The sequence below is a fragment of the Rhodococcus sp. UFZ-B548 genome (genome assembly GCF_903819475.1).
Taxonomy (GTDB): Bacteria; Actinomycetota; Actinomycetes; order Mycobacteriales; family Mycobacteriaceae; genus Rhodococcus_F; species Rhodococcus_F erythropolis.
In genome coordinates, this window is record NZ_CAIJDS010000002.1 from 384773 (window position 1) to 401523 (window position 16751).

At 63.2% G+C, this 16751-nt stretch carries 18 protein-coding genes; 5 read left to right on the forward strand and 13 right to left on the reverse strand.

Annotation, left to right across the window (positions count from 1 at the left end; genetic code table 11):
• Window positions 1-21: 21 nt before the first annotated feature.
• Complete coding sequence (locus H7C86_RS04615; protein WP_182261154.1) at window positions 22-735, forward strand: TIGR03089 family protein; 714 nt, start codon at window positions 22-24, stop codon at window positions 733-735.
• 3 nt (window positions 736-738) lie between these two features.
• Here H7C86_RS04615 and H7C86_RS04620 read toward each other — a convergent pair whose 3' ends face one another.
• From H7C86_RS04620 to H7C86_RS04650, 7 genes are all read right to left on the reverse strand, one after another.
• Complete coding sequence (locus H7C86_RS04620; RefSeq protein WP_182261155.1) at window positions 739-3189, reverse strand: ABC transporter permease; 2451 nt, start codon at window positions 3187-3189, stop codon at window positions 739-741.
• Window positions 3186-3983 carry an ABC transporter ATP-binding protein gene (locus tag H7C86_RS04625; protein WP_020969206.1) on the reverse strand — a complete coding sequence of 266 codons (798 nt, stop codon included), beginning with the start codon at window positions 3981-3983 and terminating at the stop codon, window positions 3186-3188. Before H7C86_RS04625 ends, H7C86_RS04620 begins: the two co-directional genes overlap by 4 nt.
• Before the next feature lie 134 nt (window positions 3984-4117).
• Complete coding sequence (locus H7C86_RS04630) at window positions 4118-4810, reverse strand: response regulator transcription factor (RefSeq protein ID WP_019747759.1); 693 nt, start codon at window positions 4808-4810, stop codon at window positions 4118-4120.
• A 35-nt stretch (window positions 4811-4845) separates the two neighbouring features.
• Complete coding sequence (locus tag H7C86_RS04635) at window positions 4846-6033, reverse strand: sensor histidine kinase (protein ID WP_019747758.1); 1188 nt, start codon at window positions 6031-6033, stop codon at window positions 4846-4848.
• A gap of 35 nt (window positions 6034-6068) precedes the next feature.
• Window positions 6069-6446: a hypothetical protein gene (locus tag H7C86_RS04640; protein WP_020907086.1), complete on the reverse strand. Its 378-nt coding sequence runs from the start codon at window positions 6444-6446 to the stop codon at window positions 6069-6071.
• Window positions 6447-6453: 7 nt separating this feature from the next.
• Window positions 6454-6966, reverse strand: a complete 513-nt coding sequence (purE, locus tag H7C86_RS04645) for a 5-(carboxyamino)imidazole ribonucleotide mutase (protein ID WP_019747756.1) — start codon at window positions 6964-6966, stop codon at window positions 6454-6456.
• Window positions 6950-8149 (reverse strand): 5-(carboxyamino)imidazole ribonucleotide synthase, encoded by a 1200-nt coding sequence (locus tag H7C86_RS04650; RefSeq protein ID WP_229756855.1) that lies wholly within the window; start codon window positions 8147-8149, stop codon window positions 6950-6952. Before H7C86_RS04650 ends, purE begins: the two co-directional genes overlap by 17 nt.
• A gap of 191 nt (window positions 8150-8340) precedes the next feature.
• Between H7C86_RS04650 and H7C86_RS04655 the strand changes: the two genes are divergently transcribed.
• Window positions 8341-8940: a GtrA family protein gene (locus H7C86_RS04655; RefSeq protein ID WP_007731156.1), complete on the forward strand. Its 600-nt coding sequence runs from the start codon at window positions 8341-8343 to the stop codon at window positions 8938-8940.
• 26 nt (window positions 8941-8966) lie between these two features.
• On the opposite strand, the gene H7C86_RS04660 is transcribed toward H7C86_RS04655, so the two are convergent.
• The 5 genes from H7C86_RS04660 to H7C86_RS04680 all read right to left on the reverse strand — a co-directional run bounded on the left by H7C86_RS04660 (window position 8967) and on the right by H7C86_RS04680 (window position 13223).
• Complete coding sequence (locus H7C86_RS04660; protein ID WP_020969203.1) at window positions 8967-10289, reverse strand: HAMP domain-containing sensor histidine kinase; 1323 nt, start codon at window positions 10287-10289, stop codon at window positions 8967-8969.
• A gap of 26 nt (window positions 10290-10315) precedes the next feature.
• Window positions 10316-10996, reverse strand: a complete 681-nt coding sequence (locus H7C86_RS04665; RefSeq protein WP_182261157.1) for a response regulator transcription factor — start codon at window positions 10994-10996, stop codon at window positions 10316-10318.
• Window positions 10997-11033: 37 nt separating this feature from the next.
• Window positions 11034-11600, reverse strand: a complete 567-nt coding sequence (locus H7C86_RS04670; RefSeq protein ID WP_020969202.1) for a PH domain-containing protein — start codon at window positions 11598-11600, stop codon at window positions 11034-11036.
• Between the two features lie 74 nt (window positions 11601-11674).
• Window positions 11675-12250 carry an HdeD family acid-resistance protein gene (locus H7C86_RS04675; RefSeq protein ID WP_003941007.1) on the reverse strand — a complete coding sequence of 192 codons (576 nt, stop codon included), beginning with the start codon at window positions 12248-12250 and terminating at the stop codon, window positions 11675-11677.
• A gap of 118 nt (window positions 12251-12368) precedes the next feature.
• The gene (locus H7C86_RS04680) at window positions 12369-13223 is read right to left on the reverse strand and encodes a biotin--[acetyl-CoA-carboxylase] ligase (protein ID WP_019747752.1); all 855 of its coding nucleotides are present in this window, start codon (window positions 13221-13223) and stop codon (window positions 12369-12371) included.
• A gap of 115 nt (window positions 13224-13338) precedes the next feature.
• Between H7C86_RS04680 and H7C86_RS04685 the strand changes: the two genes are divergently transcribed.
• The 3 genes from H7C86_RS04685 to H7C86_RS04695 are packed head-to-tail and all read left to right on the forward strand — an operon-like array spanning window position 13339 to window position 15974.
• On the forward strand, window positions 13339-14979 hold the full coding sequence (locus tag H7C86_RS04685) for an acyl-CoA carboxylase subunit beta (RefSeq protein ID WP_003940853.1): 1641 nt from the start codon (window positions 13339-13341) through the stop codon (window positions 14977-14979).
• Window positions 14976-15317 (forward strand): acyl-CoA carboxylase subunit epsilon, encoded by a 342-nt coding sequence (locus H7C86_RS04690; protein WP_019747751.1) that lies wholly within the window; start codon window positions 14976-14978, stop codon window positions 15315-15317. The genes H7C86_RS04685 and H7C86_RS04690 overlap by 4 nt, the downstream gene beginning before the upstream one ends.
• Window positions 15318-15332: 15 nt before the next feature.
• Window positions 15333-15974: a nucleoside triphosphate pyrophosphatase gene (locus H7C86_RS04695; protein WP_007731146.1), complete on the forward strand. Its 642-nt coding sequence runs from the start codon at window positions 15333-15335 to the stop codon at window positions 15972-15974.
• A 124-nt stretch (window positions 15975-16098) separates the two neighbouring features.
• Here H7C86_RS04695 and H7C86_RS04700 read toward each other — a convergent pair.
• Window positions 16099-16751 (reverse strand): HNH endonuclease signature motif containing protein (locus H7C86_RS04700; protein WP_182261158.1); only part of this gene is annotated, 653 nt, incomplete at its 5' end.

Here is a 16751-nt window from a genome sequence, read left to right on the forward strand (position 1 = left end):
ACGGCTGCGTAAGCTGATTACGTGCCTTCGCCTGTAGACAACCTGACCGACGCCCTCCTCGGACCGATCCTGGCTGCCGACCCGGCCGGCCCTCGCGTGACCTACTACGACGATGCCACCGGCGAGCGCATCGAATTGTCTGCGAGCACGCTGGCCAACTGGGCGGCCAAGACCGCGAACATGGTTCGGGACGAGTTCGCCCTCGAGCCCGGCGGCAAGGTCGCCGTGCTGCTGCCCGCACACTGGCAGAGCGTCGCCGTCTTGTTGGGTGTGTGGTGGGCAGGCGGTGAGGTGGTCCTCTCCCCCGACGCCGACGCCGAACTGGCTTTTGTCACTGCCGACCGCCTGGACGATGTTGCGGACGTACCGGAAGTAGCCGCACTCTCACTCGACGCGTTCGGCAAGGGATTGAGCGATCTTCCGCTCGGCGTCGCCGACTACGCAACCTCCATTCGTGTCCACGGGGACCAGTTCCGTAGCGCCGGAGCCGGTTCGGCGCTGGAAGGCCGGTCCGTAGCGGACACGATCGACGCCGCACGGGCATCGGCGAAGAACGTCGAATTGGCGTCGACGGATCGTGTCCTCTCCAGCCGCACGTGGGACACGGCAGACGAATTGATCGACGGGCTTCTGTCCGTTCTCGCCGCGGGCGCCTCACTCGTGCAGGTAGCCCACCCGGACACGGAAGCTACCGCGCGCCGAGTGGGCACCGAAAAGGTCACGAAACAGTTCTGAACGCTAGCTCGCGAGAGCTGTCACCGGTGACACCAGCCCCGCCCGCCTGGCGGGGAGCAGTGACGCGATCACACCGCAGATTCCGCCGATCAACACGATGGCTACCAATTGCGCCCACGGCACTGCGCTGAGGGCGACGTCCTCGATCCCGAACACCGATGCGGTACCGGCTACACCGAACACCATCCCGAACAGCACTCCGATCACCGATGCGACTCCTGCCACCAGCAGTGCTTCCCAGATCAACATGGCTCGAATTCCCTTCTTGGTCAGTCCGAGTGCGCGAAGCAGTCCGGATTCGCGGCGCCGTTCGAGAACCGACAGTGCCATGGTGTTTCCGACGCCGATCAGAGCGATCAACACCGCTACCGACAGCAACCCGGCAACCACCATGAGCATGGTGTCGAGGATCGAATCGAGCGCCGAGCGCATTTCGGTCATTCCTTGAACATCGCTGCCCGGAGCTTCCTGGCGTGCCAGTTCGGTGATGCGGTCGGTGGCAGCGAGCGCCTCTTCGTCGGTGTCCGTCCCCAACCTGACCCAGTAGGAATCGGTGGTCGACGTGGTGGCGGCTGCACCCAGATCGCCTCGATCCAACAGCGCTGGTTGACCTTTCACACCTTCGATCACGCTGACGTTCACGGCACCGCGATCCCCACGCACCGTCGCCGTCTCACCCGCCGAGAGTTTGTATTCGGTCAGGTCAGCGGGCGAGAGCACCAACTGACCGGCCGCGGGTACCGAGATCTCGGTACGCAGAACATCTTTCAGCCGAGCAGCGTCGACACCGAACCCGGCCAACGAACCGCGCCCGTCGATCGTCAGTTCGGCCTTGTCCAGACCGCTCACCGCGCCGACGCCGTTGACCGCGGCGATGTCTGTGCCCAGCCCTGCGGGAAGCGGTGCCGAACCGGAACTGCTCACCATGACGTCGACGGGGAATTGACTGTCCATCGCCGCGGGTGCGGCTTCCTTGACCGTCGCGATTCCCACGACGAGCGTGCTCGTCAAGGCCACCCCGATCAACAGGGCCGTGGCTGTCGCCGAGGTCCGGCGTGGGTTCCGACCGGCGTTGCCTGCTGCCAGGCTTCCCACCGGACCTATCAGTCTCGCCAGCACTCCGCCGGCGGCATTGATCAGCGCGGGCACGATTCGCCCGGACAGTGCTGCGATCCCCAGGAACGAAAAGAGTCCACCGGCAGTCGCCGCCGGCACCTGCTGATTCGTCACTCCCAGAACGGTCATCGCGATGCCCGCGAGCAGTATCACGACGCCCAGAACCCGGCGCACGACCGACACCTGAACGCTCTCGGGCTTGGACTCCATCGGCTGCAGTGCCGCCAGCGGGGAGAGCCTCGTTGCCGCCCGCCCGGGCGCAGATGCAGCGAGCATCGTCATCACGATGCCGACGGCAAGACCGACCAGCACGGTCACCGGGGTGACGCTCAGTGACGAAAGAGGCACCGGCACATCTGCGGCCGTTGCTACGCGACCGATCGCCCAGGCAAGTCCGACACCGAGTCCGACGCCGATCACCGAGGCGATCACGCCGACCGCAGCGGCTTCGCTGCGAATGCTCCGGCGAACCTGTTTGGCTGTGGCGCCGACGCATCGCAGCAACGCGAGTTCCTGAGTGCGCGCGGCGAGCAGAACGGCAAACGTGTTGGCGATCACCAGCGCGGCAACAACAACGGCGATGGCACCGAAGGCGAGCAACACCGTGCTGAGGATCTTGGTGCCACCCATGTATTCCGCTGCCGCGTTGTCGGTTGCTTCTTCTCCTGTCAACACGGTGGAGTCCGCGGGCAACGCGCTCGCGATCGAATCCACGAGTTGTTGCTGAGAGCGCGAACCGTCACCGGCGACACGGAACTCACGTTTGGCGCTGTCCCCGGCCCACGCGCTCACCTGCTCGGCGGTGGTGAATATCTTGATCCCGCCCAGTCGTTGCGCCGAACCGGAGAGATCGACCAGTCCGACCACCTGTGCGGTGGGCGCAGCGGCACCGACCGTCGAATCCCTTGCCGTGACAGTGATTCGGGCACCCGTCGGTATCCCGGAGTCCGCGCTCACCAACACCTGCCCCAGACCGGCCGGAAGCGAACCCTCCGACAAGTTCTCCCAACGCAATTCGGGATTGTCGGCGATCGAGAGAGCATCCCCATAGGACGCGCCCTTTGCCTCGGAGTCGACACGAACATACGTCGACACGTCGTCGGCGACTGCCGAAACGCCCGGCACCGCACTCAGCAGTGCTTCCGTCACGCCTGGACCGGAGGCGACGACATCCGTGGTTTCGTATTGCGTCGCAAGTGATTTACTCACACTCGCATCGACCGTCGAGCTCAATGTCAAAGTCGCGACGATGTATCCGACTGCGATCACCACGGCGAGTATCGAAGCCACATAGCGCCCGGCATGTGCCCGCGCCTGGGCAAAAGCCAGACCCCTCATCGCAGTGCACCCGAAACTGCAGGAACATCAGCCAGGTCGTCGGCACCGAGTGCTCGCATGGCACCGATCACCGAGTCGACGGTGGGATGGTCGATCTCTCCGGCAATACACCCGTCCGCGATCAACACGACTCGGTCCGCATACGACGCCGCCACCGGATCGTGTGTCACCATGACAACCGTCTGACCGGTCTCCCGAACACTGGTGCGCAAGAGGCCCAGAACCTCGGTCCCGGAACGGGAATCCAAATTTCCGGTGGGTTCGTCGGCAAAGATCACGTCGGGCTGCGGCAGTAGTGCGCGGGCGACAGCTACACGCTGCTGCTGACCACCGGACAACTCGTGCGGCAGGTGGTCGAGGCGCTTCGACAGGCCCAGTTTCCCGATCACCTCGTCCATCCACTCGGGCGAGGGTTCACTACCCGCCAGCTTCATCGGCAGCAGCATGTTCTCCCGAGCAGTGAGCACCGGTAGCAGGTTGAACGCTTGGAAGACGAATCCGATTCGCTCGCGTCGAAGTTCGGTGAGTTCCGTGTCGCCGAGTTTCGTGACTTCGGTGTCGCCCAGGAAGACCTGTCCGCCCGAAACCGTGTCGAGCCCGGCCAGACAGTGCATGAGCGTCGACTTTCCGGAGCCGGACGGGCCCATGATCGCGGTGAACCGCTCACGACCGAAGTCCACGTCGACCCCGCCGAGCGCGTGAACCGTGGTCTCACCGGTGCCGTACACCTTGGTGACACCGCGGGCAGTGATCGCCGGCACTGCGGCTGGTTCCGTCGTGGTGTGCGCATGCATTTTTTGCCCTCCGTAAAGCTTCTCGCTATGACGGAATCGACGTTATTGCAGCGCAAGTGGTCTCCGCGTCGGAGCGCGGGGCGATCTTGGAGAGCCCGGTGTCATCCCGGGGTAGGACTGAACAGGGCTGCGCGTCAGCCCTCGGTGCCGAGGAGATCTGCGCGCCGGACCAGTCCGATCTGGAAGGCAAAGACGACGGCCTGCACACGATCACGTGAATGAGTCTTCGAAAGAACCCGTCCGACATGGGTTTTCACTGTCGTTTCGGAGACGTGGAATTTTGCGGCGATCTCCGAATTCGACAGCCCGTACGCCATGGCCTCGAGCACCTCGACCTCGCGCGGTGTCAACTCTTCGGGCAACTGCGATTCGGGCGCCGAACCTTCCAGGAGAGGTCCGACGTGCTGAAGCAGTCGCCGAGTGGCCCGAGCTTCGATCACCGCGTCCCCGCGATGCACGGTGCGGATGGCGTCGAGCAACTGTTCCGGTGGCACGTCCTTGAGCAGGAAACCGCTGGCGCCCGCCCTGATTGCCGACATCACGTACTCGTCGTTGTCGAAGGTGGTGAGCACCACGACCTTCGGCGCATCGGGGTCGGCCAGGAGCCGACGGGTCGCCTCGATGCCGTCCATCTTCGGCATCTGGACATCCATCAGGACGACGTCGACATGACGGGCCGCCAACTCGGTCAATGCCTGCTGACCGTCCGAAGCCTCGACCACCACGGACAGATCCGGCTGCGAGTCGATGACCATTCGAAAACCTGCGCGGACCAGCTGCTGATCGTCGATCAGTGCCACTGCGATCGGAGCCACGTGTTCGTCCATGCCACTCACCTTAAGACCTTCAGACATTTCAAGACCTACCCAGACGTTCGTTCATACGGCAGGACGGCCCGGACACTGTATCCGCCGCCTGATTTCGGCCCGGCGGTTACTTTGCCTCCGTGCAGCTTGGCGCGCTCGGCCATTCCGATCAGTCCCTGTCCGCCTGGTGACGATTCGACCAGCGCGGCGCTGCCGCCTCGTCCGTCGTCGGTGATGCCGAGAACGAGTTCGGTTTCAGCCCACGTCATCTCGACGCTCGCCTGTGCTCCTGGCCCGGCATGTTTGAGAACGTTCGTCAGCGATTCCTGGACGATGCGATACGCCGTCAACCCCGCACCCGCAGAGAGTTCGCGTGGTTCACCGGTCACGCTGACGGCGATGTCGAGTCCGCTGCTGCGTAACTCGTGGAAGAGACTGTCGATATCGCCGGCGCCCGGGATGACCGAGAAATCACGGGGCGTGTCCTCACGCAGGACGGACAGAAGCGATCGCATGTCGGTCAACGCTTGGCGACCGGTGGAGGCAATGGTTTCGAGCGCCTGGATTGCAGCCTGAGGATCCTTGGCCGCGCTGTAGCGTCCGCCGTCGGCCTGAGCGATGACAACGGTCAACGAATGCGCGACGATGTCGTGCATCTCGCGCGCAATCCTCGAGCGTTCGCTGATCGTCGCGATTTCCGCTTCCTGCGCACGCTCGAGTTCGAGCAACCGTGCGCGCTCGGTCAGACCTTCCAATTGTTTGGTGCGAACTCGACGCAAATCACCGAACGCCCAGACCGCGAGCATGAAGATCATGACGGCCACGGACTGCATGACCTGCGAAGACACCGGGATTCCGTCGTAGCCGAAGTATCGAACAGTTCCGGCAATCGAGCCGAGCAACGCGAGCACCAGGCCGGTGAGCGAACTCCACCGAGCGCCATAGGCGGCCAGCGCGTACAGGGAGATGGGCACGACAACGGCCGATGCGAGCAGTGTGTTGCCGATGAAGATCACGTGTAGAACTGCGAACCCTGCGATCACCATGCCGGAGAGTTCGGGGCGCGAGCGTCGCCATGCCAACGGAACGGTCATACCCAGCGAGACGAACACCGCCAGCGGACTCGCCTCGACCGCAACGACAACGCTGAACAGTGCGGCAACCGTCGCAATGCAGATGTCCACACCGCGAGCATGTTCCGCGCTCCAGCGGACGAAGCGTTCACTAGTCGGAAAACGAGCCATGCCGCCAAGAGTAGCTTTTACTGACGAGCTTTCACTCAGGTGCGGTAACCGCCGTCTTCGAGACCGGCCTCGATTTCGAATCGGTTCCGCGGACCGCGATGACGCAACTCCTCACGCAGGTACAGCAGCCCGAATACGATTCCGTACCTGGCCCATTGGTCCGCGTGAACTGCCTCGTGGCGAAGGACGGATCGAGTCGTGTTTCGCCGGGTGAGGTACACACCACCGAGAGTTGTTCCGCCTCTGGCGAACCCGCCGCGCAGCCCGGAAGCGACAAAGATCCCGGACTCGTCGTCGAAGCGGATGTCCGCGCCGAGAATCCCGGCGTAGAACAGCGCGACGCGAGTGACGAATGCGGACTGCGCGCTGCCCCGACTCGCTCGGATCAGCGGCAGTCCGCGCCGTGCACACACGAGAAGATCAGCCCAGCAGTTTCTCGCGGAGCGCCTTGTCCTTGTCGAGCACCATCGCCTCGAGGCTCTCCTGGAAAGCCACCATCCGCTGCTGCAGTGCGGGATCCGAAGCGCCGAGGATCCGAGCAGCCAACAGACCGGCGTTGCGAGCGCCGCCGATCGAGACCGTCGCCACCGGGACGCCGGCCGGCATCTGCACGATCGAGAGGAGTGAATCCATACCGTCGAGGTACTTGAGCGGCACCGGAACACCGATGACCGGCAACGGTGTAGCCGAGGCAACCATGCCCGGAAGATGCGCGGCGCCACCGGCACCGGCGATGATGACCTTGATTCCGCGGCCCGCGGCTTCCTTGGCGTAGTCGAGCATCCGCTGAGGCGTGCGATGCGCCGAGACGACACCGACCTCGAACCGGATACCGAACTCGGCCAGAGCTTCGGCTGCAGCTTCCATGGTCGGCCAATCCGAATCGCTGCCCATGATCAGGCCGACCTGCGCGCTCTCACTCACCGTGTACATCCCATCCGTCGGTCCAAACTGCATACGAAAGCCAATGTGCTGCGCGCTCGGCGCGTTCCCGAACTGCGGCAACGTAATTCGGATCGTCGATGGATCCGGCGCCGCCGACGATGTTGACGTGGCCGATCTTGCGATCCTTGCGCTCACCCTTGCCGTACAGGTGGATCTTCGCATCGGGCATCCGCGCGAAGAGGTGATGGACACGCTCGTCCATCGTCATCTCGGGCGCTTCCGGCGCACCCAGAACGTTTGCCATCACCGTGACCGGCGCGATCGGCGAGGTGTCGCCGAGCGGGTAGTCGAGAACGGCACGCAGATGCTGTTCGAACTGAGAGGTGCGTGCGCCGTCCATCGTCCAGTGACCGGAGTTGTGCGGGCGCATTGCCAGCTCGTTGACCACGAGAGTGCCGTCAGTCGTCTCGAAGAGTTCGACGGCCATCGAACCGACGACACCCAACTCGGAAGCGATGCGTAGCGCCAATTGTTCGGCTTCCTCGGCAACGGCACTCGAAAGGGCGGGGGCAGGTGCGATCACGACGGCGCACTGGCCGTTGCGCTGAACGGTCTCTACGACCGGCCACGTAGCGCCCTGTCCGAACGGCGACCGCGCAACCATGGCAGACAGTTCCCGACGCATCGAGACCATTTCCTCGACGATCAGCGGAACACCCTTGTCCAGCTGGTCGGTGACAATGGCTTCTGCTTCGTCCTGATCATCGGTGATCCAGACGCCCCGGCCGTCGTAGCCTCCGCGGGTTGCCTTGATGACAAGCGGCCAACCGTGTTCGGCACCGAAACGCACGACGTCTTCCGCCCACGTCACTTCGGCGTACGCGGGTACAGGTGCGCCCAGTTCGGCAAGTTTGCGACGCATCAGCAATTTGTCCTGAGCGAAGATCAGAGCCTGCGGCGGAGGCTGAACGTTCACGCCTTCGGCAACAAGAACCTCGAGATGTTCGGTCGGTACGTGCTCGTGGTCGAATGTCAACGCGTTGGAACCGACCGCTGCGCGGCGAAGAGCGTCGAGGTCGGTGTGGCTACCGAGCACGACATCGGGGCTGACCTGAGCTGCCGGCTCGTCCGCAGTCCCGGAGAGCACTCGGAGCGTCTGGCCCAGGGCCACCGCCGCCTGGTGAGTCATCCTGGCCAACTGTCCGCCACCGATCATGGTGACGACGGGCATGGATGCTTTTGCCGGTCGAGGGGTGGTCGGGCGGGCGGGAATCTGCGCGGGATCGTTGTTGCCGGTCACGGCTCTCTATGTTGTCATGTGCCGCGTTCGCCCGTTCATTCAGCGTTCCCAATCTGTGATTCTGCTGATGAATCCGCGGCAAATTGGTGGTAACGCGGTTTCGTTTCGTAAACTCATCTGTTGTGCCATTTGTCGACGGGGTCATTGCCCGCATACCCCAACCGTTTCGTGACATCGCTCTGCGTCACAGCGAGCTGATCAAATTCGCGATCGTCGGCGGAACGACCTTCCTGATCGACTCGGGCATCTTCTACACACTCAAGCTGTCGATCCTCGAATCCAAGCCGATCACGGCCAAGATCATCGCCGGCGTCGTCGCGGTGATCGCGTCGTACATTCTCAACCGCGAGTGGTCGTTCAAGAACCGTGGTGGCCGTGAGCCAGCGCACGAAGCTGCTCTGTTCTTCATCATCAGCGCCATCGGCGTCGTCATCAGCTTCATCCCGCTCTACATCTCCAGTTACGTCTTCAACCTGCGCGTACCCGAAGTCAGCTTGGCGACGGAGAACATCGCCGACTTCATCAGTGCATATGTCATCGGCAACCTGCTGCAGATGGCGTTCCGATTCTGGGCCTTCCGCAAGTTCGTGTTTCCCGACGAGAATCCGGAACCGCTCGAACTGTCCGACACCACAGGATTGTCCGAAACCACAGCGTTATCCGAAACCACAGCGCCTGACCCGGTGATACCTGATGCCGAAGAGGAGCTCGGGCACTCCTGAGTTTTCCGTCTGCGCGAGCCTATCGGTCAGCGCGGTTCGCGGTGCGGAACGACGTCCGCGGTCGGCGCAGTGTTGGCCACCGGCAGGAAGACGGCGAACAAGGCAGGCTTACGCCTCTGCAGTTCCAGTCGGCCCCCGTCGGCTTCGATCAGTGCACGTGCGAGCGCCAACCCGACGCCGGTGGACCCGGCCCCCGAAAATCCTCTGTCGAAGATGTGCGGTGCAAGATCGTTCTCCACGCCGAAGCCTTCGTCGGTGACCTCGACGCACACCATCGAGTCACGACGAGACGAACTGCGCCCGGTACCGTCGATCAATCGGACAGACACCGTGCACGTACCTTCACCGTGTTCGAACGAATTGTCGACCAAAACGGAAACAGCTTCACGCAGACGCGAACCTGTGGTCGCGGCCATCACCGCGCGATCGCCGCGTAGGCGGAGCCTGCGTCCCTCTCCGTCGAACTGAGCCTGCCAGTCGCGGGTCACCTGTTCCAGCTCGCCGACTACCGACACCAGACTCGCCGATGACCCACTGGTGCGCGACGAGCGAATCAGGTCGTCGATTCCGTCGGTGAGCCTGTCCACTTGCGCCATGGCTTCCTCGGCCTCGTTCACGACGTCAGGATCTTCGTGAACGGACAACTCGTCCAGGCGCAGCCGCACTGCAGTCAGTCGACTGCGCAGTTGATGCGAGACGTCCGCAACCAGCGCGCGCTCTCGTTGCAGCCGCACCGAAATCTCCACAGTTGCCGCATCGAGGACGTCGGACACGCGGTCGAGTTCGGGGATGTCGTGCCGACGAGGATCCGGCCGGAAGTCACCTTCGGCGAGGCGCGCCGCCCGGTCGGCCACATCCTGCAGCGGATCGGCGAGCCGACGTGCAGTGACCACAGCTACCACGGTGCCTGCCGTGATGGACAGAAGCACGAGCACACCGACGGCCATCACCGCTTGCTTCTGCTGGGTGCGCAAGTTCTCCGACGGCACCTCGAGGCGCAACGAGCCGGACGTTCCCATCGCGAGCGATTCGACGAGTGCGTTCTTGACCGTCGCCTCACCGACGTCGACGCGTGCAGCGCCGTCGACGACGGTCGGATACACGACGACGAGGCGCCCGTCGTTCGGGGTGAGAACCTTGAGCGAATCGGTGTTCAACGCACCTTCGACGAGCCCGTTCGTCCCCTCTTGCGCGATGACCTCAGCGGCCATCCGGTCGAGGCGCACCCGGAGATCACTTCGCGTCACGTCCTCCACCCAGAGCCACGCCGTGTAGATCAGCGGAACCCCCAGCAGCAACGCCGTCATGATCACGACAGCGAGAATCGACTGCAATATGCGACGCCGCATGCCGGCAGTTCCTGATTCTCGAGAAGTTAGTCGGTGTTGATTCGGAAACCGACACCGCGGACGGTGGCAATTCTGCGTTCCACGGCAGGGCCCTCGTCACCGATCTTGCGGCGCAGCCACGACATGTGCATGTCGAGCGTCTTCGATCCACGAAGCTCGACGTCGCCCCACACCTCACGAAGGATCGTATCGCGCGATACTACTTCCCCGGCATGTTCGAGGAGGACCCGCAGAAGTTCGTATTCCTTGTTGGCCAAGGCGATTTCGGAGCCGTTGACGAGTACGCGTCGTGCCGCGGGCTCGAGCCTGATGCCACCGACCTCGACGATCGTGTCCTCGCGGCCTCCGTGGCGACGCAGGAGTGCTCGCACACGTGCCATCAACTCGGCGAGGCGAAACGGCTTGCTGACGTAGTCGTCTGCGCCGGCGTCCAACCCGACCACGAAGTCGACTTCGTCGGTCCTGGCGGTCAACATCAGCACGGCGAGCGAGGTGCGATGCGCACGAATCTGTCGACAGACCTCGAGGCCGTCCATGCCAGGAAGGCCGAGATCGAGAATCAACAGATCGAAATCACCTTCGAGCGCCTGCTGCAACGCAGCGGGTCCGGTCGGTTCGATGGTCACCGAATACCCTTCACGCCCCAGTGCGCGGGAGAGGGGTGCGGCAATGGCCTCGTCGTCTTCGGCTAGCAATACGGCAGTCACACGAACAGACTACGGACAACACGCCTTTGCACGTTGATTACCAGCCATTTCGATCGTTCGGGTCGTCGTTTTCACCTGCCGGCCGCTGCGGTGACTGCGATGGGGGCTGCTGCATGGAATCGAAAACCTGGTGATACAGCAGGGCGTGAACGTGCTCGACGTCAGGAATGTCGTCGAACTCGAGCGGATCGTCACTGGCAGAGGCGATGACCAGAGTTCCGGTCTTGAGCATTCGATCGATCAAGCCGTGGCGGAACTGAACATTGCTGATCCGCCCCATGGGGATGTCGATACCGGTATGCGTGAGCACTCCGTGGCGGATGAGCACTCGCCGATCGGTGACGATGAAATGCGTGAACTTCCAGACCGTGAACGGCGCAACCGATCGCCAGGCCACGACACCGAGCCAGATGATTCCGATGGCGATGGACGACACGGTGCGAGCCGTGCCGTCCAATCTCGTCTGTGCGAGGCCCAACAAGAACCCGGCGACGGCCGTCGCAAGCACGAACGTCAGCGCCGGAAGCACCAACATCTTCCAATGAGGATGGCGATGCAGTATCAGTTCCTCGTCCTGAGCGAGGGCGTCTTCGGGATATCCCATGACGGGAAGTCTGCCATCCCGCACCGACTTTCAGGCACACCGACTTTCAGGCACACCCACGTTCAGGGCAACGCTCAGGGCTGAGCGATCTTTCGCAGCACCAACGGGGTCACGACGATGATGATGCCGTACAGCACCATCCACACGCCGACCACGATGCGGAAGACGTCGAGCGAGAGTTCGGGCTGCAGAAGGACGATTGCACCCGCGACGATGCTGATGACTCCGAGCACGATCGACAGACCGCGATCGACGGTGTGCCCGGACGCCGCGTCGACCAGATCGAGAACGCCACGGAATACCCACCAGGCACCGATCACCAATGCGATCAGAACCACCGTCTGCAAAGGGCTACGGAGAACCAGGAATCCGAGGAGCACTGCCAACGCGCCGGAGATCGCGACAAGCGTCCGAGTTCCACCCGAAGCCGTCACGTCCGCGAACGAACGGATGATCTGGACGATTCCGAATCCGAACAACTGAATCGCAATGACCACCGCGACCACGAAAAGGGTGGCATCCGGCCATGCGAGTACGGCGATACCCAGGCCCAATGTGAGGACACCGAGCAGCACCGTCACACCGGTGAGTACGCGGCGAGCGCTCTCGGCCGTCTCGGCTTCGGTCGGAACAACGATCGGTGTGGTCATGACGCCCCTAGGCAGCTCAGTAAATCCCGCAGTTAAATGAAATGAAGGACGGACGGTTGGTTCGAAAACCGGCCAGGGCCAAAAATTAGCACTTTGGTGCCAGAAAATCCGGCAAGGCTCACGATTCGGCTACCGGGGCGGCCCGAAGGTGCGTGATATCACCCGCAGCGACCGCAAAGGTCTCCCCATCTGTTCCCTCGATTTCGATGACAACGCGGCCGGAAGTGTCGACGTCGGTCGCGATACCGAACACCTCCTTGTCGCCCGGCAAGACCGCGCGGACTCGTTTGCCCAGCGTCCCGCAACGCTGCCGGTATTCGGCAGCCAACACAGATGTATCCCATTTCGATGATTCCCAAGCACGGAATTGCGTCGCCAACTCACGGGCAATTGCTCGAACGAGGGTGTCGCGGTCGACAGTCGATGCTTCTTCGATGAGGAGTGATGTAGCGGTCGGGACGGGCAGCTCCTCGACACCCAGGCTCACGTTCAACCCGATGCCCACCACCACCGCGGGATCGGGCGCTGTCCTTGCCACCTCGGCCAGAATTCCGGCGACCTTCTTGTCACCGATGAGAACGTCGTTCGGCCACTTGAGTTCTGCGGGCACTTCGGCCACGTTCCGCAGCGCGTCGACGACCGCGATTCCCGACAGTAGCGGGAGCCAACCCATGTCCGTGAGATTCATTCCGGGCATCGACAGCAGAACCGACATCGAGATCTGCGCTTGCGGCGGACTCACCCAAGTGCGCGAATGACGGCCGCGGGCACTCGCCTGATACTCGGCGATCAGAACGTGACGGTCGGCATCCGGATCTGCCGCTCGCGCAAGGAGATCCGCGTTCGTCGAACCGGTCTCCTCGACAACGTCGAGGCGGTTCCAGAAAACGCGCGCGTCGTCGTTGTCACTGCGCACGAGTGCGCGTCGTAGGGCATTGCCGTCGAGGGGCGGTCGGTTCAAGTCGGTCCACATAGCCCCAGCCTATGACGACAGCGAGAATGTACTGGTCAGTAGCTTGAGCCTGCAAGACAGCGACAATCGGACCTGCCTTCGAAGCCCCCCACGCTCTCTCGTTAAGCTCACGTCCATGACCACTGTCCAAGAGCCGAACGCGCCGGAGGCGGCGGCCGCACCCGATATCCACACGACCGCGGGAAAGCTCGCGGACCTGCGGAATCGCCAAGCCCAGGCGCAGGCACCGAGCGGCGAAGCCGCCATCGACAAGGTGCACGCCAAAGGCAAGCTGACCGCCCGCGAGCGCATCACCGCCCTCCTCGACGAGGGCTCCTTCGTCGAACTCGACGCACTGGCACGGCACCGAAGTGTGAACTTCGGTCTCGCTGACAACCGCCCGGTCGGCGACGGCGTCGTCACCGGTTACGGCACCATCGACGGCCGCGACGTCTGTGTCTTCTCACAGGACGCCACCGTTTTCGGCGGATCGCTCGGCGAAATCTACGGTGAGAAGATCGTCAAGGTCATGGACCTCGCGATCCGCACCGGTCGCCCCCTCGTCGGCATCAACGAAGGTGCAGGCGCGCGCATTCAGGAAGGCGTCGTCTCGCTCGGCCTCTACGGCGAGATCTTCCACCGCAACGTCCAGGCCTCGGGTGTCATCCCCCAGATCTCACTGATCATGGGACCCGCCGCCGGCGGCCACGTCTACTCCCCCGCACTGACCGACTTCGTCGTGATGGTCGACGAGACTTCCCAGATGTTCGTCACCGGCCCCGACGTCATCAAGACAGTCACCGGCGAAGACGTCACGATGGAAGACCTCGGTGGTGCTCGCACCCACATGGTCAAGTCCGGAGTCGCCCACTACGTCGCTTCCGGCGAGCAGGATGCCCTCGACTACGTCAAGGACCTGCTCAGCTACCTGCCGTCCAACAACCAGGCAGCAGCTCCCCGCGGCGAGATCACCGACCCGATCGTCGGTTCGATCGAAGACAGCCTGACCGCTGAGGACATCGAACTCGACACCCTCATCCCGGATTCGGCCAACCAGCCGTACGACATGCACGAGGTCATCCGTCGCATCCTCGACGACGACGAGTTCCTCGAGGTCCAGGCCGAGCGCGCGATGAACATCATCGTCGGTTTCGGTCGCGTCGACGGCCGCTCGGTCGGCATCGTCGCCAACCAGCCCACCCAGTTCGCGGGCTGCCTCGACATCGACGCCTCGGAGAAGGCCGCTCGCTTCGTGCGTACCTGCGACGCGTTCAACGTCCCGATCATCACCCTCGTCGACGTTCCCGGTTTCCTCCCCGGAACCGAGCAGGAATACAACGGCATCATCCGTCGCGGCGCGAAGCTCCTCTACGCGTACGGCGAGGCAACGGTCGGCAAGATCACGGTCATCACCCGCAAGGCTTACGGCGGAGCGTACGACGTCATGGGCTCCAAGCACATGGGCGCCGACGTGAACCTGGCATGGCCGACCGCTCAGATCGCCGTCATGGGTGCATCCGGAGCTGTCGGATTCGTCTACCGCAAGCAGCTTCTCGAAGCCGCGAAGAACGGCGAAGACGTCGATGCATTGCGCCTCAAGCTGCAGAACGAGTACGAGGACACCCTCGTCAACCCGTACGTCGCCGCTGAGCGCGGATACGTCGACGCTGTCATTCCTCCGTCGCACACCCGCGGACAAATCGTTTCCGCATTGCGACTGCTCGAGCGCAAGGCCGTTTCCCTTCCGCCCAAGAAGCATGGGAACATTCCCCTATGACCGCAACCACCGAGGACATTCTCAGCGAAGATGTCGCACTGGCGGAGACTGCACCGACCAACGGTGCGGTCGTCGAGGGAAGCGCGACGGACGCTTCGCTCACGGAGCTGACCGAGACGTCGACCTCCGACGCGTCGGTCATCAAGATCGTCAAGGGTTCGCCCACCGACGTCGAGATCGCGGCACTGGTCAGCGTGCTTGCCGCGGCTGCCGGCAGCGGTCAGGCTCCCGAGTCGAATGTTCCCGCGGAGACCTGGGGCGATCCGACTCAGTTCCACCGCACGCGTGCGCCGTTCTCGCCGTACGCGTACCTGAACCCCGCGATCCGTCGCAGCTGACGATCACTTGCTGACGTGACTCAACTGGTTCTAGCTTCAGCGTCCCCGGCTCGCCTCGCAGTTCTGCGGGCGGCCGGGGTTTCGCCGCTTGTGCGTGTCTCCGGCGTCGACGAGGACAAGATTGCCGACAACCTCGGCCCCGACGCCGCTCCCGAAAAAGTCGTGACGGTGCTGGCGGAGGCCAAGGCCGCCGAGATCGTTCCCGGTCTTGCCGCCGACAATCTCACCGACGTAGTCGTTGTCGGGTGCGATTCGATGCTCCTGATCGACGGGCAACTTCAAGGCAAGCCGGGCAGCGTAGACATCGCCCGAAAGCGATGGGCCGCAATGGCCGGACGCAGCGCCACTCTCTTGACCGGGCACTGTGTCCTACGCGTCGCCGACGGCCGCATCGTTCGCATGGCCTCGGATCACAGCGCAACAGTGGTTCATTTCGCGCAACCGTCCACCGAAGATCTCGAGGCATACCTGGCAACGGGCGAACCGCTCCAAGTCGCCGGAGCATTCACGCTCGACAGTCTCGGCGGCTGGTTCGTGGAGAGGATCGAGGGTGATCCCTCGAGTGTCATCGGTATCGGATTACCTTTGGTACGAACACTTCTCGAGCGTGTCGGGGTTTCCGTCTCGGATCTCTGGCGCACGCAGAGCATCTTCTGACACGATTTCTCCAAGCACGTTTTCTCCACGCACGTTTTCTCCAAGCACCACTGACCAGCCTCGCATCGGGTTCATGCCGATGCGAAGCTGGTCGTTTTTGTTGTCGCCGAAGAGGCTTGACCCCTCAGGTTTTGAATGTGGTGTTCGCGGGCCGCGGGTGCTGCTGCGGGTCGATCGAGGGCGGTGGGATGAACCACGGTTTGTTGTCGACGCCGATGCGGATCACCCATTTCCCGACGAACCCGGCTTTGCGGTGCATCAGCCGGTGATGCGAACGGCACAGCAGGACAAGGTTGCTCATCACCGTCGGCCCGCCGTTGGCCCAGTGCCGAATATGGTGCGCATCCGTCCAGGCCGGTACACACGTGCAGCCGGGGAACGCGCAGCCTTTGTCGCGGGCGATCAACGCCACTCGCTGTTCGGCGGACACCAACCGTTTCCCGGGTTTCGCATCCAACGGCGCCCCGTGGTCGTCGAGCAGAACAGTCGACAGGAAACAGTCACACCCGAGGAGTCTGGTCTGCGACACGGACAGTGGTCCGAGCCAGGACATGTGCCCGACATCAAGATCGGCCGGCTCCAGTGAGCCGTCATCACCCGAATCCGAAGACTGTGCGGCACAACCCCGATGCTCAGCCAAATCACGAGCATTGATGTGCACGTTCACATGCGGCCGTTGGCCGCCATCCGTACCGGTCTTGGCGCAGTCCAAATACCGGCGGATCAGTTCGGTGAACCCGTCCGCCGTCCGCTTCGCCGCCGACCGAGAATCCGGAG

Coding starts and splice junctions, on each gene's coding strand:
- H7C86_RS04620 (WP_182261155.1), bottom strand. CDS start 3,189: ATGAGGGGTCTGGCTTTTGCCCAGGCGCGGGCACATGCCGGGCGCTAT.
- H7C86_RS04625 (WP_020969206.1), bottom strand. CDS start 3,983: ATGCATGCGCACACCACGACGGAACCAGCCGCAGTGCCGGCGATCACT.
- H7C86_RS04630 (WP_019747759.1), bottom strand. CDS start 4,810: ATGGACGAACACGTGGCTCCGATCGCAGTGGCACTGATCGACGATCAG.
- H7C86_RS04635 (WP_019747758.1), bottom strand. CDS start 6,033: ATGGCTCGTTTTCCGACTAGTGAACGCTTCGTCCGCTGGAGCGCGGAA.
- purE (WP_019747756.1), bottom strand. CDS start 6,966: ATGTACACGGTGAGTGAGAGCGCGCAGGTCGGCCTGATCATGGGCAGC.
- H7C86_RS04650 (WP_229756855.1), bottom strand. CDS start 8,149: ATGCCCGTCGTCACCATGATCGGTGGCGGACAGTTGGCCAGGATGACT.
- H7C86_RS04660 (WP_020969203.1), bottom strand. CDS start 10,289: ATGCGGCGTCGCATATTGCAGTCGATTCTCGCTGTCGTGATCATGACG.
- H7C86_RS04670 (WP_020969202.1), bottom strand. CDS start 11,600: ATGGGATATCCCGAAGACGCCCTCGCTCAGGACGAGGAACTGATACTG.
- H7C86_RS04675 (WP_003941007.1), bottom strand. CDS start 12,250: ATGACCACACCGATCGTTGTTCCGACCGAAGCCGAGACGGCCGAGAGC.
- H7C86_RS04680 (WP_019747752.1), bottom strand. CDS start 13,223: ATGTGGACCGACTTGAACCGACCGCCCCTCGACGGCAATGCCCTACGA.
- H7C86_RS04685 (WP_003940853.1), top strand. CDS start 13,339: ATGACCACTGTCCAAGAGCCGAACGCGCCGGAGGCGGCGGCCGCACCC.
- H7C86_RS04690 (WP_019747751.1), top strand. CDS start 14,976: ATGACCGCAACCACCGAGGACATTCTCAGCGAAGATGTCGCACTGGCG.